The sequence below is a fragment of the Dakarella massiliensis genome, assembly GCF_001182045.1.
Classification (GTDB): Bacteria; Pseudomonadota; Gammaproteobacteria; order Burkholderiales; family Burkholderiaceae_F; genus Mesosutterella; species Mesosutterella massiliensis.
In genome coordinates this window covers 185,439-209,331 of sequence record NZ_CVTY01000004.1, presented here as the reverse complement: position 1 = coordinate 209,331, position 23,893 = coordinate 185,439, and the positions used below count along the sequence as shown (strand labels likewise).

Here is a 23,893-nt window from a genome sequence, read left to right as displayed (position 1 = left end):
TTGGATTGTTCACCTTGGCCGGCATAGTAAAATGTGCAAATCCTGTTTAACTCAGAATCTGAAACCTGCTGCCAGCCATGCATTACCGAGTCAATCTGAGAGATCTCCCAAACGGAAGTGTCGAAGCCACCTGCCCGGACATTCCGGCTTTCTTCACTGTACAGCCGTCACGCCCTGAGGCGCTCGACTTCGTCAGAGAAAACCTTGCCTCCGCGCTCCAGACCTACCGGAAAAAACATGAACCGATACCGGTCACCTCTGACCGGAGTGCCACCTGCCTCGTCTATCTGCCCGTTCGTGTGCAGGCAAAGATTCTTCTCTGGAATTACATGCTGAAAAACCGCTGGCGGCTTTCAGATCTGGCCCGTCTTCTCGGTGTCACACAGACACAGGCTCAGAGACTGGTTGATCTTGACCGGGATCTCGCCAGCATGGAAGCGATTGAAGACGCCTTCCGGGCAATCGGCGGCGCTTTTTCACTCTCCGAAAAAAATCCCGGAGCTCGTTAAACGGCTCCGGGAATCAAGATCACAGCCGATTCTCCGTACTGCTATCCCCCGATAACGGAGAACCGGCAAATGCATCATCATCCGCAAGATGAAAATGCATCTGGGGAGAGCCACGTTGCTGAGCGCTCCCTTCGAAAATGCATTCTACTCCTTTTTACCTAATTCTTAAAGATGGTATGATACAAAATTCTCGTTCCTTCGATGAGAAAGACCGCTTTGGGACAGGTAAAATGATGGGGTTTTCTTATAAGGAGCAAGCCGATGGCCACCAATTCCGCCCCGGAACGGAATCACGAAAATGAGATTTGGAACCCTTGGGCCGCGTTGTGGCTGTCCATCATCTTTACTCCTGTTTTCGGCACTATGCTGCAGGGAACCGATCTGAGGCATATCGGTGATGAGGAAGGTGCGGATGCCGCTTTCCTTTGGGAACGCAGCAGCATGATCCTGCTCGCCATCGCGGCCATTATTCAGCCAATTGCGGCGATCCGCCCGGGCTGGGGGCTGACGCTTTTCATCGTTGATGTGGTGCTGCTTGTCGGCTGGGCCGCTACGTGCGGTGTCCGTCATGCGATCCGGATCCGCGAGGCTCAGAGACTCTCCAAGCACCTCGTCAGTGTTCCAACCTCAAAAGCGATTACTTTCGGTGTGCTCGGTCTTGCCGCCTGGACTGCGCTTTTCTACATTGCGAAGATGTTCTGGCAGCTGATCGGCGTCATTCCGTATACCGACTGAGAAAGCGGATGCCGCAGGATGACTAAAACAGCAAGGGAAATCGGGCAGAGTCTTTTCCCGGCCCCGGGCCGCGAGAAACTGATGCGCGATCAGGGAGTCCTCGAACTGCTTGAAGGGACGCCCGGCGCTTCTACACGGCGCTCTGCCGAAGCGATTGAGGACTATGCCCGAGCCGCCGCAACCGGCGACACTCAGGCGCAGTACGAACTCGCGAAGCTCCTTGTTTCAAGAAATACACTTTCCACAGAGAACCGCGAAGCCGTCAAATGGCTCCGCAAGGCCGCAGCCCGGGATCATGCCGCGAGTGAGGCGCTGCTAGGGCTTCTCTACGCCCGGGGTCAGGGCGTACATCCCAACCCTGAACGCGCGGTGGAACTCTTTCACACAGCGGCTCTGGCCGGGAACGCGGACGCCCAGTATCACCTCGGGGTCGCGATGGAGCACGGCTTCGGAACACCTGAGGATCCTCACGGGGCTCTCACCTGGTACCGCCTCGCCGGTGCCCAGGGGCATGTGCTTTCACAGCTCAAAGTCGGCAAATGCTATGAAACCGGGATCGGCTGCCGGCCGGATCCTGTACAGGCTGCGCTCTGGCTTCGCCGCGCGGCATCTCAGGGTTATGCTCCGGCTCAGCTCGAGCTCGGGCTTTTCTACGCGAATGAAAAAGAATCCCGGGGAGAAAACCGGGAAAAAGAGGCTGTGCGGTGGATCACGGCGGCCGCTTCTGACGGCCTTCCCGATGCCCAGTACCGTCTCGCGCTTCTCTACGCGAGCGGCCGGGGCGTCGCGGCAAACCCCGCAAAAGCGATCAGCTGGGCAAAGGCCTCCGCCTCCCAGGGCAATCCGAATGCGCTTCTTTTCCTTGCCTCTGCCCTGCAGCGGGGCGATGGCGTGGAGCAGAACATCGCCTCAGCCCTCGCCCTGACCCTTCGGGCTCAGGAGCAGACTGACGGAGAACTCGGACGTGACATGATCGGAGCGCTTGAGGCTGTCGCTTCCCCTTCCGAGCGCAGTGAAGCACAGAAGCTTTCCGCTCGCTACCCTGAAGACTCGGCGCTTGTCGCCGCCCTTTTCTAGGCGGTCTGCGGGCATTATTCTCGGTCAAACACCGGATTACTTTTGACGCAGGGCATTTTTTTGCTGTTTTTCCAGCTAAAACCCTTATTTAGCAGGTGTTTCTGAGGTTTTTCTGTGTCCAATTGCGGTTTTTTCAGCTAACATCAATTCAACACCTGCGTTTTTCGGTGTGGACCGCTTTCCGGGCGGAAACCGCTGATTTCAGGCGATCCGCTTACGGCTGACAGCTTAAAGTCGATGTTGATCTCTCGAGCGTCCCGCGGCCCTGGTTCATTTTGTATTTTTTCTAAAAATCAGCCGGCCGGGCGTTGGCCCAAAGCTGCCGGTTAAAGGAGAACCGCTTATGAATCGTCAAGAGCTCGTTGAAAAGATCGCAGCTGCCGAAGAACTTCCGAAGGCCAAAGCCGCTCGCGTTCTGCAGACCGTTCTCGATGCCGTTGTTGAAACCGTCAAGGCCGATGAGAAGCTGACGCTGGTCGGCTTCGGTACGTTTAAGCTCCAGGCCCGCCCCGCCCGTACGGGACGCAATCCGAGCACCGGCGCTCCGATCAAGATCGCCGCGACCAATGTGCCGAAGTTCATCCCGGGCGCCGCTTTCAAGGCTGCTGTCAACGCACCGAAGAAGAAGGCTCCTGCCCGCAAGGCGAAGGCCCGCAAGTAATTCTGTACGAGGAGGAAATGATCCTCCCGTCTGAACAGCCCCCGGTTATTGATTCCGGAGGCTGTTTTTTGTCCGGATGCCGGATGTTACTTACCGAAGAAAGAGCCGACGCCCTTCAGAAGCTCGCCCGCCTTGCTCGCCGCTCCGCCCGCGGACTGCAGATCCAGGACGTTGCCGACCTGATTCCGGACCTTTTCCCGCAGCATAAGCGAGGTCACTGTTTCCATGGCGTCAATGGAACCGTTCTTCGGATCCGTCAGAAGCACCTGAGCCGCTTCCTTCGGGCAGGAATGAAGAAGAAGCGTCGTCAGCGTGCTCTTCATTTTCTGCGTCACCGCCTGGGTTTTGGCCTGAGGAATCGATTGGATGCTCTTGGCGGCATCCGTCTTCCCGATCGTCACATAGGCCCACTGAATCAGCTGGGTCTTCTGGTCAGGCGTCGCGTTCCGGTAAAGACATTCGCCGAGCGCCTGGGAGGAAGTCCCGGCAGCAAATGCCTGTGCCGAAGCCCCCGCAAGCGTCATCATCAGGGCGGCGCAGACGGCCGCAGTCTTCAACGTTTTCATCAGATTCTCCTTTGCGCCGGAGTCTGCGCCTGAATCCGCTAGGATAGACTGAAGAGCGCGCGCAGTTCGCTCGTGCTCATATCACCCACCCAGTTTTCGCCGCTCGACACGGCGAGATCCGTTATTCGGCGCTTTTCCGTCAGCATTTCGTTGATTCGTTCTTCAAACGTTCCCTCGGTGACGAAACGGTAAACCAGCACATCGCGCTGCTGACCGATACGCCAGGCGCGGTCACTGGCCTGGCTCTCTACCGCAGGGTTCCACCACAGATCGTAATGGATTACGACGGAGGCTGCGGTGAGATTAAGGCCGGTACCGCCCGCTTTGAGTGACACCAGAAGGATATGGCTGTCAGGATTATTCTGGAAGTCATCCACCATCACCGCGCGGCGCGCGACACTCACCCCGCCGTGCAGGAACTCAGGTTTCCGACCGGTCTTTTTCGCGATCCACCCCTGCAGAAGCTCACCCATCTCCCGGTACTGCGTGAAGACGAGAACCTTCCGCCCATTTTCCCGGCATTCATCGAGCAGCTCAAAAAGCGTTTCCGCTTTGGCGCTGTCCGGCGTCTCAGACCACTGTTTGTTGTACTGAGATGGAGAGTTGCAGATCTGCTTCAGCTCCGTGATGAGCTTGAGAACCAGCGCGCGGCGCTTCACCTGCTTATCGCGGCTGTTCGCCTCGGCGCGGCTGATCGCGTCGAGATTCCTCGTGAGGGCTTCCTGATAGAGATAAGCCTGCTCGGGGAGCAGCGTCGTCATGACGTCCTGCACGATGCAGTCCGGCAGATCGCTGATAATCGCCTTATCGGTCTTCATACGGCGAAGCATGAAGGGGGCGACAAGCTTTCTGAAAGCCTCGGCCGCCCGGGGATCATGTTCGTTCTCGATCGGAACCGAAAAATTCTCACGGAAGTCAGACGCCGTGCCAAGAAGTCCTGGCTGAACAATCGAGAAAATAGACCAGTATTCCATCAAACGGTTCTCGACCGGTGTGCCAGTCATGGCGATCACGCGGTCAGCCGGGAAGGAAGAGGCAGCGGCATAAGCGCCGGTACCCGTATTCTTCACGGCCTGGACTTCATCCAGCACCATGACACGCCACGAGAGTTTTGACAGCTGCTCGGAATCCCGTCTCAGCGTACCGTAGGTCGTGAGAAGCACATCCGGGCGCTTATCCGGGTCACCCAGTCTCCGGTCCGATCCGTGATAAATCTCGGCTGTCAGATTCGGAGCAAACTTCCGGATCTCTCTCACCCAGTTTGTGAGAAGAGTGGCAGGAACGACTGCGATCACTTTCCCGGTTTTCAGTTCGCCCTCACGCTTCAGCTCATCGAGCGCCGTGATCACCTGAAGTGTCTTTCCGAGCCCCATATCATCCGCAATCAGGGATCCCAGCCCCAGGCGGAAATTCTTCATAAGCCAGGAGTAGCCTCGCTTCTGATACGGGCGGAGTTCCGCCCGGATATCATCCGGCACCGGAATCTCTTTCTCGCGGCTGATCTCACGCAGCTTCTCCATGATGTCGCCCGATACCTGTACGCCGGCGCCTTCGATTTCTCCGGTAAGAGCCCCTCTCAGACGCTCAAGGTACCCGGGCTTACGCTTCTGCTTCAGGCGCTTTTCAATCGCCTCGATCTCCGCCGGATCAAGCCACACGTATTCATCATCCAGCTGAACAATCTCGCCCTTCTTTTCAAAGAGCTGTAGCGCTTCCGCTTCAGTGAGTTCCCGGCTTCCGATAGAGACCTTCCAGCTGAAGTCCGCGAGCATCTCTTTTGTAAGGAAACGACCGGCGGAACTCTTCGCGGTGCCTGATATTTCAGCTGTCAGCTGCGGGCGGAAAATCTTCCTCAGCCGCTTCGGCAGCAGCACCTGCACGCCCAGCAGCTCAAGAGCCGGGCGGGCCTCAAAGAGGAACGGCTTCAGATCCTCCGGCACCATCGAGAACGGTTTCCCCTGACTCTTCAGGACTTCGGCAAGCTCAGGGCAGGCGCTCGTCAGCATCTGGAAACCCGCGATCACCGCATAACGGTCCCGCTCATACTCCGGATCGGTCAGAATCGCCTTCAGCAGAATCGGTTTTTCCCCGGCCTCATGCTTCGCGGGCAGAATTCCAAGATTCAGCTGGATCGTCTCCCGGTTCCGGCTCCTCACAACCACAACCGGCACCCAGTCGGTCGGAAGCTGATAGAAGGAGAGCGGACGGAGGTAACGGCTCAGCGTGTGGATTTCAGAGTCGCATGCCCCTTCTTCAAGACACCGGTAGCGGTCGCCGAAGAGTCCGGTGACAAGCTTCCCGCGGGCAGCCGCGTCAACCGCCTGCATGTGATCCGCGAAGGCTGTGATAAGAACCGTAAGAATGGCGAGGAACCGCCCTTCAGGTGTTGACTCCTCATGCTCGGGAAGCGTGATCAGCCGGACGCCGAGCGACTCGAGCGCTGCGGCGCCTTCGAGCACGACACTCCGTACGGAATCCGCCGCGAGAGCCGGTTCCCAGACCAGCGTGCAGGCGGGCTTTTCTGCTTCCGGATGACGCACGAGCACCGGCACCACAGCCCCGTTTTTCATGAGAGCCAACGCTATAGTGATCAGCTGATACCAGACAGAGAGCCCGACCGAGTGATTTCTCGCCTCTTCATTTCCCAGCTCCAGCATGGCGTCAAAAAGCCACCCGGAGGCCCGCTTTTCAGAAAGCGGCCGGGGTGTCATGCCTTCAGAATAAGGCCGCACGAAGTCGAGCGAATCGTCGAACATCTGTACCTTCGGCACGACCGGTCCCCAGGAACCGAGCGGCCCCTTGTCAATACGATCCCAGACATTCGCATGGCTTCCGCGGAGAGACCAGGCGTTTGACGCGCGCTTTGAAATCCGGTTCCAGACTTTCTTCAGCCAATCGCGTCCGCCCGGAAACAGCGCGGTTTCTTCCGGCAGAAGTTTCAAAAGAGTTGCGGAGAGCGGTTTCACCAGATAGAGCGGAACAGCCGAAAACGCGGTTTCCGCGTCTTTCACTCCGCCCTGCTTCGGTGCCACCGCCTCTTCAGGCTTTGCCTTCCAGCGAAGCAGTGACCGGGCGTCCGGAAGCTCAAACCCCTCGGCCCGCTCCAGATCAACTCCCCGCTCCTTCAGCGCCTTTTTCAGGTCAAAACCCTGGAAACTCAGCACTTTCAGGGGATCGGCGTCGATTTCGCGGACGATGGCAAGAAAGGCCGCCGCAATGTGCTTGCAGGGCACCGCGAAATCCGGGCAGGTGCAGGTAAGACCGAATTCGCGCCAGGATTCCGGAAAAAGCCTGAGCCCGGCGGCCTCAGCGACATCCGCGACGCGGGGCTCCAGCCTGTCATCGACAAGAGAAGAAATAAATTCCGGATCCTTGGCGACAAGATCCGTGAAGCGGGCAGCCGCATCCCGGTCCACCCGGGGGAAACGGATTTTCACGGTATAAGGTCTCAGCTGCGATCCCTGAACCTTTGCTGTGAAAAGGAGTTCTTTCGGATCGAATTCACTGGAGAGAACATGACCCGTCGAAAAGTAACTCCGGCCGCGGGGCAGCCGGTTTTCGTAGTCGAGGAGCGTCAGTGAATCGAGCCACTTTTTGCCCCACCAGGTTGTTCCAAAGGGAATACGCGCCATGCTTATAAGCTCTCTCAGATTCCGGAGAAGGCCCCAGCCCTCAAAAATTGAGGGGGAGCCGAAATCGCTATATTTTACTCGCTTGGCCCCCTGAGTTCCGGATATTCCGCACTACGAATGATGTTCCCGATGCTCCGCAAGGCTTCCCCGACTGCTTTCACTCCCGCGGCTACAATGGAACAAAGACCCTAACCTATAAAAAACATGTCTACGATAATTTTCCCATCACCCATTTTCGGCCCTGTTCACAGCCGCCGCCTCGGCATTTCGCTTGGTATCAATGTCTGCCCGGGGGACGGCAAGATCTGTTCCTTTGACTGCATTTACTGCGAGATCGGTTTCAACGCTGACACACGTTCGCATCAGAAGATACCGAGCCGGGGACTGATCCGAACGATGCTCAGGGAAAAACTCGAGGAAATGAAAGCCGAGGGAAAGCTTCCCGATACGCTCACCTTCTCTGGGAACGGCGAGCCGACCGGCCACCCTGAATTCCCTGAAATCGTGGATGACGTACTGAAGCTCCGGGATGAGTACTGCCCGAAGGCGAAGGTCTCTGTCCTGACAAACGCCTTCCTTATCACGCGTCAGCCCATCTTTGACGCGCTTCTCAAGGTTGATAACGCAGAACTGAAGCTAGACACCGTGGATGAGGAATACATTGAGCGGGTTGATCGACCGAATGCCGCCCTGCATCTCGATAAGATCCTCGAGGCGATGGAGTGCTTCGGAAACCGCGCCATCATTCAGACGATGTTCCTTCACGGATCTTTCGACGGCAAGCGGGTCGATAACGTTGATGAAAAGTATGTCGGTCCCTGGTTGGACGCCGTGGATAAGATAGGACCGAGACTCGTCACGATCTATACGATTGACCGCGATACTCCGGCGCATGACCTGCAGAAAGCGACGCATGAAGAGCTTGACGCGATCGCTGAGCGTGTCCGGGTCCGGGGGCTCACCTGCCAGGTCTCGTACTAGCGCAGACGCTTTTCTCCGGTACTGACTATGTGCCGGAGAAAACGAAAAAAGCGTTCGTCTTCCAATGACGAACGCTTTTTTCTACGGACGATAGATGAAGGTTTCCTTAGTCATCTCCGTCATTATCAATAAAGAGGCCGGTTCTCTTCCCCTTCTTCGCAGCTTCGAGTTCACGCTTCTCCTGCAGGGTGGAAAGCACACGGTTATCGACACCGGAAGATTTTTCGAGAATCGTATTGGTTTCACGCTGCGATTCTGTCCAGTATTCGGCATTCGTGATCCCCAGCTTTGCCGGATCAAATGTCGGATCAAGCCCCAGGTGTTTCTGTTCCTCATAATCCCGGAGGCACTTGAAGGCGATTCCCTGAAGCAGCAGAATCGCGATGAAGTTCACCCAGGCCATCATGCCGATGCCGATATCACCCATAGCCCAGGCGAGATCTGCGCTCTTCATCGAGCTGTAGGCAGTCCCCACGAGGAAGATAACGCGAAGCACGAAGATCGCAGCGCCCCGCTTCGGACCGCGGAAAAGGTAAACAATATTCGTCTCCGCCTGATAGTAATAAGCAACGATCGTCGTAAAAGCGAAGAAGAAAAGCGCGAGTGCCACAAACGGAGAACCCCAGCCCGGCATCAGCGTTTCGACAGCAGCCTGCGTGTAAGCCGGCCCCACTTCCACGCCCGGCAGATTATTCACAATTGTCTGCCCGTTCGGACCGATCACGTTGTAGCTGCCCGTGAGAAGAATCATGAACCCGGTAGCTGAGCAGACAAAGAGCGTATCGATATAAACCGAAAACGCCTGCACGAGACCCTGCTTCGCCGGATGGGAAACAGCAGCGGCAGACGACGCGTGAGGACCGGTGCCCTGGCCGGCTTCATTCGAGTACAGGCCGCGCTTCACGCCCCAGGTCACCGCAGTGCCCAGCATTGCGCCGAACATCGAATTTACGCCGAAAGCGGACGAGAAAACCAGATGCAGCATCTCGGGGAACTTATCGATATTCACGCCGACGATAATGAGAGCCGCAACGATATAGATCTGAGCCATGAACGGAACCACCACGACCGTGAACTGCGCGATACGGGTAATGCCGCCGAAAATAATGAAGCAGAGAAGCGAGATCACAAAAACCGTTGTGACCGCTGTGTTCAGTCCGAAGGCGTGCGTAAAGGCGCTCGTGATTGAGTTGCCCTGAACGCCCGGGCAGAGGAACCCTGCGGCAAGCACTGTCACCACGGCGAACAGTACGGCAAAGGGTTTGCTGTGCAGGCCCTTCTCGATATAGTAAGCCGGACCGCCGCGGTATTCGCCGTCGATATTGACCTTGAAAACCTGACCAAGGGTAGATTCAACAAAGGCGGAGGATGCTCCGAGGAAGGCCACAACCCACATCCAGAAAAGCGCCCCCGGACCGCCGAAACAGATGGCCGTGGCAACACCCGCGATATTGCCGGTGCCGACTCGGCCGGCGAGCGTCATTGTGAGTGCCTGGAAGCTAGAAATACCGACTTCGCCAACTTTCTTCTGAAAAAGAAGCCGAACCATTTCGCCAATCAGCCTCAGCTGCAGAAAACGGCCCCGGACCGAAAACCAAAGGCCGCCAAGAAGACAAAGTGCGACCAGCGCGGGCGACCAGACAAAGTTGCTCGCCTGAGTAATAAATCCTTCCATGGAATATCCCAAAAAACGTAGTCTGAAGGAGGAAACAGACTATTTCTTAATCTGTAACGGAATTTTTCCTTAGAGGATACCGCCGGATGACTCCCTTAGGCGCAAAGCGTCATCACTTTTTCGTGTACCCCGTTTTCCCTTATTTCAGTTCGGATACCTTCACAGGAATTTCACAAACCTGGAAATTTTGCTAATGTACCGCCTCGGAAAAAAACGGACAGAACCTCTATCCGCTAAAAAAATAAAGAAGAAACAGGTTCATCAATCATGACACTCACGCCTCGAGATAAGCAAAACCTCAAAACCTTCGGCTACGGCGTTCTCGCCGTGCTGGCCGGGGCCCTCATTTATCTGCTCTGCCTTGCGGCCTGTTTCTGGCAGTCCCGCTACGGTGTTGAGTCTGAAACCGCAATTGAATGGGTGCAGGACGTCGTACTGCTGATCTCGATGGGCAGTTTCTACAGTCTTGCTAAACGTATCCCCGAAGAGCGGGGCGGTATCCTGCTGATGGCGGGTTTTATGACCTCGCTCTTTATCCGTGAGCAGGACGCTTATTTTGACTTCATTTCCAAGAGCGCCTGGCAGATCGTTCTCGCGGTTTTCCTTGTCATTCTCTTCTGGCGCATTTCGAAGCGCGGTCTCTCGGAGACGCTTGAAGGCGTTGCTCACTTTGTCCGCTCTCAATCCTTTGTCGCCATGATTGCCGGTCTCGGCATGCTCCTCGTCTATTCCCGTATTTACGGTTCGGGGCACCTCTGGTCTCTCTTCATTTCAGAGGAAGGCCCGAAGTACATCGCGAAGCGCCTTTCAGAAGAAAGCACGGAGCTGCTCGGCTACGCCCTGATGACGCTTTCCTCGATTTCCTACTACGTGGAACGCCTCAAACTGCATCGCTGAAATCCGCGTAATTCAGGCTTCTCCGCAGTTTCAGGGTAAAAAAAAGCCTTCGGCCGGGAGCGGCTGAAGGCTTAAAATATATAGGAGACTTGCCAGAAGCAAACCATGAGAAGGGAGCCAGAGAACCAGAATTGGCGCCCTTTCAATACTTGAGTACTTTACTCGGAATTAAGAAAAATACAAGACTGGCAGGAACCCAGAAACAATTCTTTACACTTGCAATTAATACTCATTCTCATTTATGCCGAATGATTTTCTCTATCCGGTGCCGGATCTTGCACCCGGTCAGTTTCATCGGGTTGAGCAGACCATCAAGCGCAGCCGCTTTATCTGCACAGCGGCCCAAGTCACATCTCCTGAAGAGGCAAAAGCCTTTATTGATCAGATACGGGAGGAATTCTCAGACGCGAGGCATAACTGCTGGGCGTACGCCGCGGGCGCTCCCGGCGCCACTGCCCAGGTCGGAATGAGTGACGACGGCGAGCCTCACGGCACGGCCGGCCGCCCAATGCTGACTGTGCTGCTCCACTGCGGAGTCGGCGAAATCGCAGTCGTTGTAACCCGTTACTTCGGCGGCATCCTTCTCGGAACCGGCGGTCTTATCCGCGCGTATCAGGGAACCGTGAAGCTTGCACTTGAAACGCTTCCCACCGCGGAAAGGCTCGTCACCGTACCGCTCGGCGTCACGATCGAGCATCGCTACGTCACGCAGTTTCTCAGGCTTCTTCCGCAGTATCGGGCCAGCATCTCGGAATCCAGTTTCGGCATGGACGCCGAATACGTTCTCGCGATTCCCCGTGACGCCATCCCGGCGCTGACCAAGGATCTGACGGAACTCACTTCCGGCTCAGTCCTTGTGGAGCCTCCAGAGGAAGAATGACCGGTCTGCCGATCCCTCAACAAAAAACCGGACCGATCTGATACCGGTCCGGTTTGTTCCTTCTGATCAAAGATCAGTCTGTCCCCGCAATTCAGCCCTTCAGCGCGCGGAAGAGATTGGAAAGCGCGCCGGGTTCCTGCGCCTGGGCTTCTTTTTTCGTCGCCACAGTAGAGGCTGCCTTTGCGGCAATGCAGCCGTTCTTCGCCGTACAGGCTCCCATCGCGTCAATCACAGCGCCGCGGAATCCGCGCTCTTCAAGAACACGCACCGCTTCGATCGTCGTGCCGCCGGGGCTCGTCACCTGATCCTTCAGCTCACCGGGATGAAGCCCGCTTTCAAGCACCATCTTCGCAGCACCCTGAACCGCCTGAGCCGCAAATTTATAGGCCTGCGCGCGCGGCATTCCATCACGCACCGCGCCGTCCGCCATCGCCTCAATCAGCATATAAACCCAGGCAGGAGAAGCGCCGCTCACAGTACCGGCTGCCCCCATCAGGGATTCGGGAATCACTTCGACACGGCCGCAGGTCGCGAAAAGGGCCTGAACCCATGCGAACGACTCCTCAGACACCAGGTTATTCGCGCAGAGCGCGGTCATTCCTTCACGAACGAGAGCCGGCGTATTCGGCATCGCACGGACCACCTGAACCGGCTTTCCGAAAAGCGATTCAATCAGCGCGATAGACTGACCGGCAGCCACGCTGACAATCAGCGTATCGGTTTTAACGACCGGGGCAATCTCATGAATCACATCAGCGAGCTTAGCCGGCTTCACCGCGAGAATCACGCACTCAGCGCGCGCGACGTCCGCGTTGTCGCCCGTTACATTGACACCGAGCTTCTCTGTCTTATCACGGTCGGCTTCAGTCCGATTGGACGCCACAATATCGTCCTTTGTGATCAGACCGGACGCGAGAATCCCTGAAAGGATCGCGCGGCCCATATTGCCCGCGCCGATGACACCGAGTTTCATGCCTTTACTCCTGAAAATTACGTATCAAGAGTGTATCCCATTGCTTCCGCTAAAAGGGAGACGCCCGGACATCGGGGATCAGGCGGCCGCGGCCGCGGCCTCATCCTCTTCTTCGGTTTCCATACCCGCGGGCGGCTTCATGGCGCAGCCAACCTTCTTGCCATGGGCCTTCAGGTAGCCGCTACCCCAGCGGTACATCGACGCGAGAATCGGATAAATGCTTTCACCCTGCGGGGTAAGTGAGTACTCCACACGGACCGGTACCTCGGCATACACATGACGGTGCACCAGATGATCCTCTTCGAGCTCACGGAGCTGCCGCGTCAGCGTGCGGGGCGTTGCTCCGGTCACGATTCTTGCCAGCTGGGAAAAACGCATGGGCCCTTCCATCAGCCGCCAGAGAATCAGCGCCTTGTATTTCCCGCCGATCAGCGACAGCGTCTTTTCAACCGGGCAGTAAGGCGTGTCATCCTCATCATTCATCAGCCCTTCCTCCCGGGCGATCTTCTCGCACACCGGGCATCCGTACTTGTCATTTTTCGCATTCAGAGTCATTATTGATATCTCTTAGGATACTTTGTTTCATTTGAATCATTATTGCTATTTTAGCATTAAGTTCTAAAATGTCCATTACACGAAAATTGATAGGAACCCTGAAAGTGAAAAAACAAAGGTTCAATGTCACTGGCATGAGCTGCGCCGCATGTCAGGCCGCTATTGAGCGGACAGTAGGAAAAATGGACGGCGTGCAGAGCGCTGTCGTAAATCTGCTCGCGAACACTCTTACGACTGAGTACGACGAGACCAAGGTCACGAACGACGCCATCTGCAGCCGGATTGCTCAGATTGGGTACGGCGCCACCCCGGAAGGCGTGGAACCTGAAGCAAAAACAAGTCAGGAGAAAAAAGCCGCTGAAGAAGCCGCCTCCCGCTGGAAAGCGCTGATCTGGTCTGCTGTGATCTCCGTAATCCTGATGGCGCTTTCTGTCGCCTCTATGCAGGGATGGCTCCCGGCTTCGCTCTCCGGAGCCCGCGGAGCGGTACCTGTCACGCTCACGCTCTTTATTCTGGCCAGCGCTGTGCTTCTGATTCAGAGGCACTTCTATATCACAGGATTCCGTTCCCTCTTCAATGGGCATCCCAATATGGACGCGCTCGTTGCGATCGGTTCGGGAACCGCGTACCTCTTCGGTCTGGTGTCGCTCTATCTGATGGCTTTTGCTTCAGCGGACGGAAACACGGAAGAAGTGAGAAGACTCTTCGGAAACCTTTACCTTGACTCGGCTGCCATGGTGCCGACACTCGTTTCTGTCGGCAAATATATGGAGTCCCGCGCCAAGTCAAAGGCAACGGAAGCTGTCACAGCGCTTGCGAAGCTCCGCCCCTCGATTGCCACGGTGATCCGTAACGGCGCTGAAGTGACTGTGCCGATCGACTCCGTGCAGGTGGGGGATCTCCTCGCCGTCAAAGCTGGTGAAACCATTCCGGCTGACGGCCGTGTGAAGACCGGTCTCGCCTGGGTGGACGAGTCCGTTGTTACTGGTGAATCGCTGCCGGTTGAGAAAACTCCTGGCAAGGAAGTGACTGGAGCATCAATCGCGAAATCCGGTCATCTGACGGTGGAGGTCACCCGGGTCGGCAAGGATTCAACCCTCTCCCGGATCATCGCGCTTGTCCAGGAAGCCACGTCAACCAAGGCTCCGATCGCGCGCCTTGCGGATCAGGTCGCTGCCATTTTTGTTCCGATCGTGATCGGTATCGCCCTGGTAACCCTGATCGTGTGGCTGGTTCTCGGCAAGGATCTTTCCTTCGCTGTCACGATGGCAATCTCGGTTCTCGTGATCGCCTGCCCGTGCTCGCTCGGTCTCGCCACGCCTACCGCCATCATGGTCGGTACGGGGCGCGCCGCCCGCCTTGGAATTCTGGTGAAGGATGCGAAGTCACTCGAACTGATGGACCGCGTGAAGACCATGCTGCTTGATAAGACCGGCACGCTCACACAGGCCAAGCCCGTGATCACCGATCTCATTCCTTCTGACAGTTCTGACCGGAATGAACTCCTGCAGCTCGCATCCTCTATTGAAAAGCTTTCCGAACATCCTCTCGGCCGCCCGATCATTGAACGCGCCGCTGATGTTGGACTTCCGACTCTCCCGCTCACAGACTTCATGCAGCTGCCGGGGGCCGGAATCCGTGCCACCGCGAACGGTGAACTGCTTCTGGCCGGCAATGCCCGTCTGATGTCCGAACTCGGACCGGGGCTCGGTGAGAAGGAAAACGCGCTTTCTGAAAAGCTCTCCCTTGAAGGAAAGACCGTGCTCTGGTTCTCGCTTGGGAAGCGGATTCTCGGCGCTATTGCCCTGCAGGATCCTCTGAAACCCGACGCGAAAGAAGCGATGGCCGCTCTTCACGAAGCCGGACTGCACCTTGTGATGCTGACCGGTGATCAGGAGCTGACGGCCCGCGCTATCGCGCGCCAGGCCGGAATCGACGAAGTCCGCGCGGGTCTGAAACCTGAAGACAAAGCCCGGATACTTGAGGAATTCCGCAAGGGGGGTAACCTTGTCGCCATGGTAGGGGACGGTATTAACGATGCTCCGGCACTGGCCGCGGCGGATGTCGGCATCGCGATCGGCACTGGCACTGATGTGGCGCTCGGGTCAGCTGACATCGTGCTCTCGCAGAACCGTCTCACCGGGCTTGCGGACGCCCGCCGGCTCTCCCAGGCGGTCATCCGGAATATTCACCAGAATCTGTTCTGGGCCTTTATCTACAACACGCTTGGCATTCCGATCGCGGCCGGACTCTTCTATCCGTTCGGAATTATCCTGAACCCGATGGTGTCCGCCGCAGCCATGAGTCTCTCGAGTGTCTGCGTAGTAACCAATGCGCTCCGGCTTCGCTTCTTTAAGAGCGCTTTCCAGAATTCCGAGTCTCCGGCCGCCCCTATGGCTGCCGCCTCTGAAGCAATCCAGGCAGAGCCCAAAGCTTGCCCTGTTCTTGAACCTGAAACTCCTGAAGAAAGGAACTCAACTGAAATGGCTGATATGAAAACCTTGAATCTCGCTGTCACCGGTATGTCCTGCAAGCACTGCCAGGCTCACGTGAAGGAAGCTCTCGAAAAGGTGCCGGGTGTGTCCTCCGCGGAAGTCGATCTCGAAGGCGCGAAGGCCTGCGTGAAAGCGGATGACTCCGTCACGGCAGACGCCCTCGTGAAGGCAGTGGAAGCCGCCGGATACGGCGCTTCCCCCCTTGAAGGCAGGACTGTCACGCTTCCCGTGAAGGGCATGATGTGCGGTCACTGCCAGGCGCGTGTCAAAAAGGCGCTTGAAGGTGTCGCCGGTGTGACGTCGGCTGATGTGGACCTCGAAGGCGCCAAAGCCACCGTTGCCTGCGGCACCGGTGTTTCCGAGGATGCTCTGAAGAAGGCAATCGTCGACGCCGGCTACGAAGTCGCCTGATCTTTGCCTCAACTCTCCCGCATCTCCCCCGGGGACAGCGGCCACAGTGCCCTGCCCCCGGTTAAAATAGCCGGAGCGAAACCCCTCCTTTCCATGGGAGGGGTCGGTTTTTTAGGAGCTCTGACTTGATCCGGATGCGTCTTTCCAAAGCGGCCTTTGCCGCTCTTTCCGCAGCACTTCTCGGCGGCTGCGCTGTTACCCCTCCCCCGAATCACTATGTGGAACCGACAGAGGGAAAAACCGCACTGATGCGAGTCGGCGGTGAAGGCATGATTGCCGTCAGAACAGTGACCAAGGACGACGCCGACTTCTGTTACACCTGGGACGGGAAGCATAACCAGGTGCTCTACTATCTCGACGGCATCACGAAAAAAGCTCCTGCTGATCTTCCGAACCAGGGCAAGTCACTTGGGCTCCCGCCTTCATCCGCCACTGCCCGTTTCCCGGATAAAAACCGCTGGGCTGAAATCCGTATCCCGGCCGGTCAGGAAATCGAGATCCAGTACTCGCTCCCGTATGATCGGGTCCCCGGCAGCGCGCCGAAGATCAAACTCGGACCTGATGACGATATGCCTCAGGACACCGGCGCGCTCTGCCGCGCGGGCTTCCGCTTTGTCCCTGAGCCGGGAAAACAGTATCAGGCGAATTTCTCCTGGGGACAGAATCTGGGCCGCTACAGCTGCAGCGCCATCTTCACGTCCCTTCCTGATAACAAGATTGTCCGCGTGAATAAGCTCGATCAGTGCCACATGATCGACTACGACAATCTTCTGAAGTTTGACGGATTCAATAAGTAAGACTGACGCCATTCTCTGAGGAAAAAACACCAATGAAAAAGACGCTGATTCCCGTCCTGGCAGCTGCTGCTGCCGCCGCTCTGCTCTCCGGGTGCGCATACCCGGGTGTTGAACTGGATACCCAGGTTCAGCAGAAGCAGGTTCTTGGCGAAATCTACGAGCGAACCGAAACCTGGCCCTTCGAAAAGAATCCGATGCGGGTGAAGGAAGCCACTGTGCAGCATGCGGAAAACTTCTGCGCGAAGCGCGGCATGGGGATCCAGCCGCTCGATCAGACGATTTCCTGGGGAGTCGAGGACGCGTCCGGCAAACTGACCAAAGGCGCCTCAGTATGGCTGCAGTTCAAGTGCGTGCAGGCTATTGACCCGTCCGCCGAACTCTGATCCGCACCGGCGGATCGCGTTTTCTAAAGAAGATGGAGATGGCCATGAAGACCGCTATCGTCGTGATTGATATGCAGAACGATTTCGTTACGGGCTCTCTCGGAACCCGGGAGGCCGCGGAGGTTCTGCCCCGCATCCGGGACTTTCTCGCGGAAAACGCGGCATCCTCTTCGCCCGCCGATGTCTTCTTCACTCAGGACACGCATCCTGAAAACTATCTCGAAACGCAGGAAGGACGGCATCTTCCAGTTCCTCACTGCATTAAGGGCAGCCGCGGCTGGGATATCTGCGAGGAGCTGAAGCCATTCGCATCCGCTGATCGCACGATCCAGAAACCCACTTTCGGAAGCCTGGAACTCGGCAGCCGTCTGAAGACTTATGACCGCATTATTTTCACGGGTGTCTGCACCGATATCTGTGTGATCAGCAACGCGCTGATCGCGAAGGCCGCCGCTCCGGAAACAGCGATCGAGGTGAGGCCCGAGCTCTGCGCCGGAACGACCCCCGAGAATCACGAAAACGCTCTGAAAGCACTCCGGATCTGCCAGATCGACGCCTGATCACCGACCTACCGCTTTGAGGCTGCTTAAAACAGAAAGCCCGGAGATCGCTCTCCGGGCTTCTCTTTTTCATACTCACTGCTCCGGGAATCCCGGAGCGGGAATCTGAGGCTTTTACTTCTTGAGGCCGATGTACTTCACAGCGTTTTCAGCCGCGATACGGCCGCCGTTCACAGCCCAGGCAATGGTGGAGCCAGCCATCAGCAGATCGTAGCTGTCGCCATACATACCGCCCGCGTCGTTGCCGGCAGCGTAGAGGCCCTTGATCGGGGAATCATCCTTGCGGACCACTTCCCACTTGTCGTCGATCTTGATGCCGCCGAGCGTGCCGAGAGACGTGGCAACAAGCTGGATCGCGTAGTACGGAGCCTTGTTCACGTGACGGATGTACTTCGGATTCTTGGCGAAGAGACCGTCGTGACGGATATCAGCCCAATGGTTGTACTCAGCGACGTTCTTCTTCAGAACATCAGCGTGCATACCGGTCATCTTGGCGAGTTCGTCAAGCGTATTCGCCTTCTTGGCCCAGCCGGCCTTTTCAGCGGCATCCCACTCGGAATCGAACTTCGTGAGCTTCGTCGCGACCGGAACCATCACGCCGACGCCGAGGTCGATACCTTCATTCTTCATGTAGTCAAGCGTCGCCTGATCGTACACAACCCACATCTTGCCGCCGTTGCGTTCCAGAGCGTTGCCGGCAAACGGCCACTCGAGCATGACGGTTTCGTCAACAAAGCGATCGCCTTCCGGATTCAGCCAGAGGTGCGGCTGCTTGGCGGAAGCGGCAACCTGATTCGTGGTGCCCACGCCCTTCGGGCCCGGACGGTAGGAAGCCTGAACCTCAACACCGTCTTCAGCGGCGCCGGCCTTCCAGGCCATCTGGATGCCGTCGCCGGTCTTGCCGGTCTGAGCGAGGCCGTCAACACCCGGGAAGCGGAGATACTTCTTCTTCATCGCTTCGTTAGCACCGAAACCGCCCGTGGCGATAATCACAGCCTTCGCGTTGATGGTGATCTTGTCGCCTTCCTTGTTCTTCGCAATCACACCGCGCACAACACCGTCAGAACCCTGGATCAGATCGGTGGCGGGGGTATTCAGGAGCAGCGTGCCGCCATTCTTCACGAATTTGTCCTGATACTTGGCGAGCCAGCCTGCGCCGCGGCCTTCATAAATATGCCAGGTGTAGAGACCATCCGGATAGTTCGAGAAGAGCTTCTCAAACTTCACGCCGTTGCCCTGCATCCAGTCAATCGTGCTCGCGGTCTTTTCCACGAACGCACGGACCACGCGGCCATTGCCGCGCCAGTGGCCGTAACGCATGATGCGCTGGAAAGCATCATCCTTCGTCAGACCATAGTTCCAGTCACGCTGCATCTTGGACTCAACAGCCATGATGCCTTCGGAGAATTTGCAGGTACCGCCGGTGATGCCCTGCTTCTCAAGCAGAATCACCTTGGCGCCGAGTTCCTGGGCTGCCACACTGGCAGAGGTGCCGCCGCAGCCGGCGCCGAGCACCACAATGTCGGTGCTCATCGTCTTATCCGCGGCCTGAGCCGGGAGAACACAGGCAGCCGCCAGAGTCGCGGCAATGATCGTTTTCAGTAACTTCATTCTTCTCTCTCCACTTGAATGTGTCGTATTAGTTACTCGGCCTGAAACAGAACTAATTCTTTCTGTCTAGGCTTAACTTAAAAATTATCCCCAAATGGTAAGAGAAAATCTGTATCAGCAGTTACACTAAATCACAGGAACGCGGTAGCGTGTTACATTTTTCGGTATTCATCCAATCACAGACCTTTTAAGGAGTGCATCCCCGTGCGCCAGATATTTCAGAACCTGCCCTGGGTTCAGCCAGCCGTGCCCCCCGTGATTGCATCCTTATATGAACGGCGGGGCGTCCTTCAGAAGGTGAAACGAAACCAGGTGCTGAAGGCCGGAGGCGATAATCCGAAGTCCTTTCTCCTCGTCCGGGGCCTTTGTGTTTACCGGATAGCGAGCGCCATTAAGGGGTCAAGCTCAATCCTCTCCCTGATTCCTCCCGGGAGAAGCATGTGTGATATCTCAGCCGCGGTTGATGAACGCGTGAATGTGGAAACGGTCGCCTGGCGCGACTGTGTGGTGTATGCCATGCCGCCCCGAACTCTGAGCGAAGAGATGTCCAAGGACCCTGCGTTCGGCAAAGCCGTGCTCGCAGATGTGACCGCGAAAGAGGAGAGTTACATCGAGGGCATGGTCGCGAACTTCACGCTTGACCCGCAGTTCCGACTCCGGACACTTTTCAAGGTACTGATCACGAGTTACGGGATTCCGCTACGGGATGACTGGACCGTGATTCCGCTGCTCCTTAATAACTCCCAGTACGGCCAGGTCGTCAATCTGTCCCGCGTTTCTGTCAGCAGAATTTTTTCCCAGTGGGAAGCGGCCGGTCTTATCAGAAAAGACCGTCGTTCGATCTCTGTCCGGAAGGAACTCTTCTCAGACCTTTACGACTGGATCGACGGCAAGGGCTCTGCCGAGTCTACCTACCTCACCGGTTACGGGAAACCGTGAACGGTTTAGGAAACTTCAGGAGCCAGGCGTTTGTGCTGTTTCCCGTTGGATGAAGCGTCACCGCCTGTTCCTCATCCGGCAGCACTTTGCCGTTTTTCATCAGATCACCGTCCGGTGAAAGCCTGAGCGAAGGCAGCGCCGCGCCGCCCGCCGCCCTGCACCTCACGCCATAGTGCGATTCGTTCACGGCAAGAAGCGTTTCGTCATCAATCCGCACAAGACTTGAAATCGGCTTATCGACACCGGCTTTGATCAGATCCGCCACGAAATCTCGGCGGACCGGCGTTACGCCTTCGCTTTTCAGGTACCGAAGCGGCGTATCCACAATGCTGCCGCCCCGAAGCGGGAATTCCGAGAGATCATCCGCACCCTTGAAGCTGATACGGACAAGGCGGGAAACCGCCCTTCCCCGGTCGGTTTCACCGCTCTCCACCGCGAACAGAGTTCCATCTCCGACGGAAGCAAAGGCTTTGAGAGAAAACCGGTCGAGATCAGAGGGCTTGGGATAAACATAGGCTCGGGACGTCCAGTCTGACGGATCGGAGAGCAGAATCACCGCGTAATCCGCCCTTCTTTCCGGCTTGATAGTGGTTGCGAGTTTCCCATTTGGCAGCTGGGCGAGTCCCTGGAAACCGGACTCCATGGCGCTCCAGGCGAGAAACCGGGGCAGCCCCTTTCCGGGGATGGCCCGAGATATTTCTCCAAAATCCCGGTTTGAGAGACGGACCACTGAAGGAAGCGACGCGTCAGCTACCCAGATCGTTCCGTCAGATGTGACGGCAAGACCCTGAGGATTAATCGCGGACCCCCGCGGCTCAATCGGAGAAAACCGGGTGGTAACGGGTTCTTCATGAAAGTCGAGAGAAAGGGATCGCGCGGCTTTCGGGGGAATGCCGCTGTAAGGCTGGGAATTCCGGCTCCCGCGGCGAATCCCGGTCACCTGCAGAACCCGGCTCCTCGAGTCAAGGGTCAGTTCTACAAAAAGCGGTGAATACCCGGGAATCAGATAGAGGCGGGTTGGAATCAGACCATCACGGGTCTTTCGCCCGGGGCCATGACAGGTAGGACCGTCATCAGTGACCGCAAGGAGTCGGTATCGGCCGTCTCCGAGTCCCTCGCGAAGCGCCATGCCGCTCCCGAATGAAAGATCAAGGTAGCGGCCGGTTGGAAAAGTTCCCTCTTTCTTTTCGGAAGCGAACGCCGCCCCCTCCGCGCCTTTCAGCGAAGGCAGGAAGGCATAGGGGACATTTACCTGGAGCTTTACGGCATCAATTCCGGAAGCCCAGGCGGCACCAGAAGTCCCAAGCGTCGCAAGGCAGGTGAGAAAAAGCCCTGCAGCGACCGCATGCCGCAGAGCTCTTTCCCGTATACGAAAAGAAGAGAAAAGAATCATGAGTAGAAACCTTAGTAGCGCAAACCCTTATTATAAACTCGAAACCGAAAAAACGGAATTTCCGGAGACTTTTCTCTTCTGAGTTCCGATCAGCCGGCGAGGCCGTCGCGGACGTCTTCCGCCTTGTCCTTCCCCTCAAGCACCTCAACAAGCTCAAGTGCGAAATCTGAGGCTGTGCCCGGCCCGCGGCCCGTGATGATATGCCCGTCGCGCTCAACACGGCCTCCGGTCACTTCGGCTCCCTCAAGGTACTTTTCAAAACCCGGATAGCAGGTCGCGCGCTTGCCGCGAAGCAGCCCGAGACCGCCAAGCACGTAAGGCGCGGCACAGATCGCGGCCACCCATTTCTTCGGATCATCCGCGAATTCCTTCAGTTTCCCCGTGAGAACCGTATCCTGACCGAGGTTCTCCGCGCCCGGCCACCCGCCCGGCAGGACGAGCATATCGGCCTGATCCCAGTCAGCAGAGGAGAGCAGCGTATCGCAGAGAATCTGAACACCGTGAGCTCCCTTTCTCAGATTTCCGCCGCCCACGGAAACCGTTTTTACGTCTACGCCGCCCCGGCGGAGCGGGTCAACGGAAGTCAGTGCCTCGATTTCCTCAAAACCGTCCGCAATGAAAACCAATGCATGTGACATCTTGCCGATACCTCCAGGTGTTTTATATAAGTGCTGCCGGTATTTTATCGGCCGCGCTCCGAGTAGGAGAGATGGAGCGGAGGGGCACAAAAACAATGCCCGGCCACCTGATTCAGGGGCCGGGCATTTCTGGCTTTTCGTGATTCGCTCTGGACCTGAGCGAATCCTGAAGCTTCATCAGATAAAGAAGTGCATCACTTCCATACTGATGAAGGCCATCAGAACCGAGTTCACCATCAGAACCGGCCAGTACTTCTTCGGGCAGTCCGTGATGCCGAGGAGACGGCCCATGTACTGGATCTGCGACGCCATCAGAATGAGGGCGGGAAGCAGAATCGTGATGTCATTAGCGTTCAGGGAACCGTCCGTCGCAAGAGCGGCAGCGACACCGACACCAGCGCCGCAGGAGAGCCACGTGGCGCAGAGCACGAGAATCGCCTTGCCCGGCAGACCGAAGACCGCCATGAACCCGCCGCAGGTATTGCCGATCCAATCCATCACGCCGAAGATCGTCAGCATGTAGGTGAGCACGAACGCCATCAGCACGTTCGGGATCAGGTTGAAGACGCCGAGATTCCAGCCCTTGCGGCAGCCGACGATAAAGATATCAAACGGATTCTGGGAAACTTTTTCGGCCTGAGCTGCGTTGTTATTACTCATTTGCGAAGTCCTTCTTATAAACGGTCGAGAGCACGAAGCGAACAAGCATCGCGCCGACAAACTTCAGGACGAGGAAAACCACCATCGGGACCCAGATCGGTACGAGGAACCAGGCGATGAGGCCGCCAACCACGGTAGTCATGTAGTTGCTGATGCAGCCAGCGCCCGCGTACTGCCAGGCGCACATCGTGACAAGCTGCTTACTGTTGATCAGACCGTCGTCATAGAGACCCTTCGTGAGACCGGCGCCGGCGTCAGTCGACTGAAGGTCGGTAATCAGGGCAAGGCCCGTCAGACCCGGAAGACCAAGGAGCGGCTTGAGAAGCGGAGTCATCAGGAACTGAGCGGCACGGAGAGCGCCGTAGTGAGCGAGGACTTCAATCATGCCGAGAGCGAACATCACGCCCGGAACGAGGGAAAGACCGAAGAGGAAGCCGCCGCGGGCACCGTTGCCGCCGTGACCCACGAGATTCGCCTTATCGACGATTGTGCCGAACTTGCCGACGAGGGTCGAGAAGTCAAGGGCGGAAAGCCACTTGTAGGCATCAGGCATCTTGGCAAACACACCGGAGAACATAATCACAGCGAGAAGAAAGGCGATAAACGCCCCAATTCCCGGCAGCTTGTTCTCGTGTGTCTGAGGCGCCTGTTCAGCAGCGTTTGTTTCTACTTTTGCATCAGACATGAATGAGCTCCCTGAGCAAAATCTGCTTCGGCGTAACTGCATCGAAGCGGACTTACGGACAGAAGAATGAAGAAATATCTGCGAGTCGCCCGAAAAAGGTCGCCCGCAGGTCGTTTTGGTCCCCGCCTTTCCCGGGCGGAGACTCTCTAGGGCTGCGGCTTGACTTTGTAAGCTCTTATT

The 23,893-nt window shown here is 57.0% G+C and carries 22 protein-coding genes; 12 read left to right on the top strand and 10 right to left on the bottom strand.

Features of this window, described 5'->3' with window-relative positions; all coding sequences use genetic code 11:
* The first annotated feature begins 77 nt into the window (after window positions 1–77).
* The 4 genes from BN1936_RS01125 (at window position 78) to BN1936_RS01110 (ending at window position 2,982) form a co-directional block, all read left to right on the top strand.
* Window positions 78–509 carry a type II toxin-antitoxin system HicB family antitoxin gene (locus BN1936_RS01125; protein WP_022443087.1) on the top strand — a complete coding sequence of 144 codons (432 nt, stop codon included), beginning with the start codon at window positions 78–80 and terminating at the stop codon, window positions 507–509.
* A 261-nt stretch (window positions 510–770) separates the two neighbouring features.
* Entirely contained in the window at window positions 771–1,244 is a 474-nt protein-coding gene (locus BN1936_RS01120) for a hypothetical protein (RefSeq protein WP_022443088.1), read from the top strand.
* An 18-nt stretch (window positions 1,245–1,262) separates the two neighbouring features.
* Window positions 1,263–2,321 carry a tetratricopeptide repeat protein gene (locus BN1936_RS01115; RefSeq protein ID WP_022443089.1) on the top strand — a complete coding sequence of 353 codons (1,059 nt, stop codon included), beginning with the start codon at window positions 1,263–1,265 and terminating at the stop codon, window positions 2,319–2,321.
* A gap of 343 nt (window positions 2,322–2,664) precedes the next feature.
* On the top strand, window positions 2,665–2,982 hold the full coding sequence (locus BN1936_RS01110; RefSeq protein WP_022443090.1) for an HU family DNA-binding protein: 318 nt from the start codon (window positions 2,665–2,667) through the stop codon (window positions 2,980–2,982).
* Window positions 2,983–3,068: 86 nt separating this feature from the next.
* Here BN1936_RS01110 and BN1936_RS01105 read toward each other — a convergent pair whose 3' ends face one another.
* Window positions 3,069–3,548, bottom strand: coding sequence for a hypothetical protein (locus BN1936_RS01105; protein ID WP_022443091.1), 480 nt, complete (start codon window positions 3,546–3,548; stop codon window positions 3,069–3,071).
* Between the two features lie 38 nt (window positions 3,549–3,586).
* Window positions 3,587–7,180: an SNF2-related protein gene (locus BN1936_RS01100; protein WP_022443092.1), complete on the bottom strand. Its 3,594-nt coding sequence runs from the start codon at window positions 7,178–7,180 to the stop codon at window positions 3,587–3,589.
* A gap of 204 nt (window positions 7,181–7,384) precedes the next feature.
* Between BN1936_RS01100 and BN1936_RS01095 the strand changes: the two genes are divergently transcribed.
* Window positions 7,385–8,161 carry a radical SAM protein gene (locus BN1936_RS01095; protein WP_049686435.1) on the top strand — a complete coding sequence of 259 codons (777 nt, stop codon included), beginning with the start codon at window positions 7,385–7,387 and terminating at the stop codon, window positions 8,159–8,161.
* Window positions 8,162–8,267: 106 nt separating this feature from the next.
* Here the strand turns inward: BN1936_RS01095 and BN1936_RS01090 are convergent, their stop codons facing one another.
* Window positions 8,268–9,836, bottom strand: a complete 1,569-nt coding sequence (locus tag BN1936_RS01090) for an alanine/glycine:cation symporter family protein (RefSeq protein WP_082164415.1) — start codon at window positions 9,834–9,836, stop codon at window positions 8,268–8,270.
* A 267-nt stretch (window positions 9,837–10,103) separates the two neighbouring features.
* Between BN1936_RS01090 and BN1936_RS01085 the strand changes: the two genes are divergently transcribed.
* The gene (locus BN1936_RS01085) at window positions 10,104–10,733 is read left to right on the top strand and encodes a hypothetical protein (RefSeq protein ID WP_022443095.1); all 630 of its coding nucleotides are present in this window, start codon (window positions 10,104–10,106) and stop codon (window positions 10,731–10,733) included.
* 241 nt (window positions 10,734–10,974) lie between these two features.
* A complete protein-coding gene (locus BN1936_RS01080; protein WP_022443096.1) occupies window positions 10,975–11,613 on the top strand; it encodes a YigZ family protein in 639 nt (212 codons plus the stop codon).
* A 91-nt stretch (window positions 11,614–11,704) separates the two neighbouring features.
* Here the strand turns inward: BN1936_RS01080 and proC are convergent, their stop codons facing one another.
* Window positions 11,705–12,586 (bottom strand): pyrroline-5-carboxylate reductase, encoded by an 882-nt coding sequence (gene proC / locus BN1936_RS01075; RefSeq protein WP_082164414.1) that lies wholly within the window; start codon window positions 12,584–12,586, stop codon window positions 11,705–11,707.
* 78 nt (window positions 12,587–12,664) lie between these two features.
* Complete coding sequence (locus BN1936_RS01070; protein ID WP_022443098.1) at window positions 12,665–13,141, bottom strand: winged helix-turn-helix transcriptional regulator; 477 nt, start codon at window positions 13,139–13,141, stop codon at window positions 12,665–12,667.
* A gap of 104 nt (window positions 13,142–13,245) precedes the next feature.
* On the opposite strand from BN1936_RS01070, the gene BN1936_RS01065 reads away from it, so the two are divergent.
* The 4 genes from BN1936_RS01065 to BN1936_RS01050 all read left to right on the top strand — a co-directional run bounded on the left by BN1936_RS01065 (window position 13,246) and on the right by BN1936_RS01050 (window position 17,787).
* A complete protein-coding gene (locus tag BN1936_RS01065) occupies window positions 13,246–16,047 on the top strand; it encodes a heavy metal translocating P-type ATPase (RefSeq protein ID WP_022443099.1) in 2,802 nt (933 codons plus the stop codon).
* Between the two features lie 125 nt (window positions 16,048–16,172).
* Window positions 16,173–16,844: a hypothetical protein gene (locus BN1936_RS01060; RefSeq protein ID WP_022443100.1), complete on the top strand. Its 672-nt coding sequence runs from the start codon at window positions 16,173–16,175 to the stop codon at window positions 16,842–16,844.
* A gap of 32 nt (window positions 16,845–16,876) precedes the next feature.
* Complete coding sequence (locus BN1936_RS01055; protein WP_049686433.1) at window positions 16,877–17,227, top strand: hypothetical protein; 351 nt, start codon at window positions 16,877–16,879, stop codon at window positions 17,225–17,227.
* Between the two features lie 44 nt (window positions 17,228–17,271).
* Window positions 17,272–17,787, top strand: coding sequence for a cysteine hydrolase family protein (locus tag BN1936_RS01050; protein WP_022443102.1), 516 nt, complete (start codon window positions 17,272–17,274; stop codon window positions 17,785–17,787).
* Window positions 17,788–17,901: 114 nt separating this feature from the next.
* Here BN1936_RS01050 and BN1936_RS01045 read toward each other — a convergent pair whose 3' ends face one another.
* Window positions 17,902–19,398: an FAD-dependent oxidoreductase gene (locus BN1936_RS01045; protein ID WP_049686432.1), complete on the bottom strand. Its 1,497-nt coding sequence runs from the start codon at window positions 19,396–19,398 to the stop codon at window positions 17,902–17,904.
* A 204-nt stretch (window positions 19,399–19,602) separates the two neighbouring features.
* On the opposite strand from BN1936_RS01045, the gene BN1936_RS01040 reads away from it, so the two are divergent.
* Window positions 19,603–20,337, top strand: a complete 735-nt coding sequence (locus tag BN1936_RS01040; protein WP_022443104.1) for a Crp/Fnr family transcriptional regulator — start codon at window positions 19,603–19,605, stop codon at window positions 20,335–20,337.
* Here the strand turns inward: BN1936_RS01040 and BN1936_RS01035 are convergent.
* From BN1936_RS01035 to BN1936_RS01020, 4 genes are all read right to left on the bottom strand, one after another.
* Complete coding sequence (locus BN1936_RS01035; protein ID WP_022443105.1) at window positions 20,315–21,730, bottom strand: esterase-like activity of phytase family protein; 1,416 nt, start codon at window positions 21,728–21,730, stop codon at window positions 20,315–20,317. The genes BN1936_RS01040 and BN1936_RS01035 overlap by 23 nt on opposite strands.
* 89 nt (window positions 21,731–21,819) lie before the next feature.
* The gene (locus BN1936_RS01030; RefSeq protein ID WP_022443106.1) at window positions 21,820–22,368 is read right to left on the bottom strand and encodes a DJ-1 family glyoxalase III; all 549 of its coding nucleotides are present in this window, start codon (window positions 22,366–22,368) and stop codon (window positions 21,820–21,822) included.
* A gap of 177 nt (window positions 22,369–22,545) precedes the next feature.
* Window positions 22,546–23,028 (bottom strand): YjiG family protein, encoded by a 483-nt coding sequence (locus BN1936_RS01025; protein ID WP_049686431.1) that lies wholly within the window; start codon window positions 23,026–23,028, stop codon window positions 22,546–22,548.
* Window positions 23,021–23,713, bottom strand: coding sequence for a nucleoside recognition domain-containing protein (locus BN1936_RS01020; protein ID WP_022443108.1), 693 nt, complete (start codon window positions 23,711–23,713; stop codon window positions 23,021–23,023). Before BN1936_RS01020 ends, BN1936_RS01025 begins: the two co-directional genes overlap by 8 nt.
* Window positions 23,714–23,893: the final 180 nt, after the last annotated feature.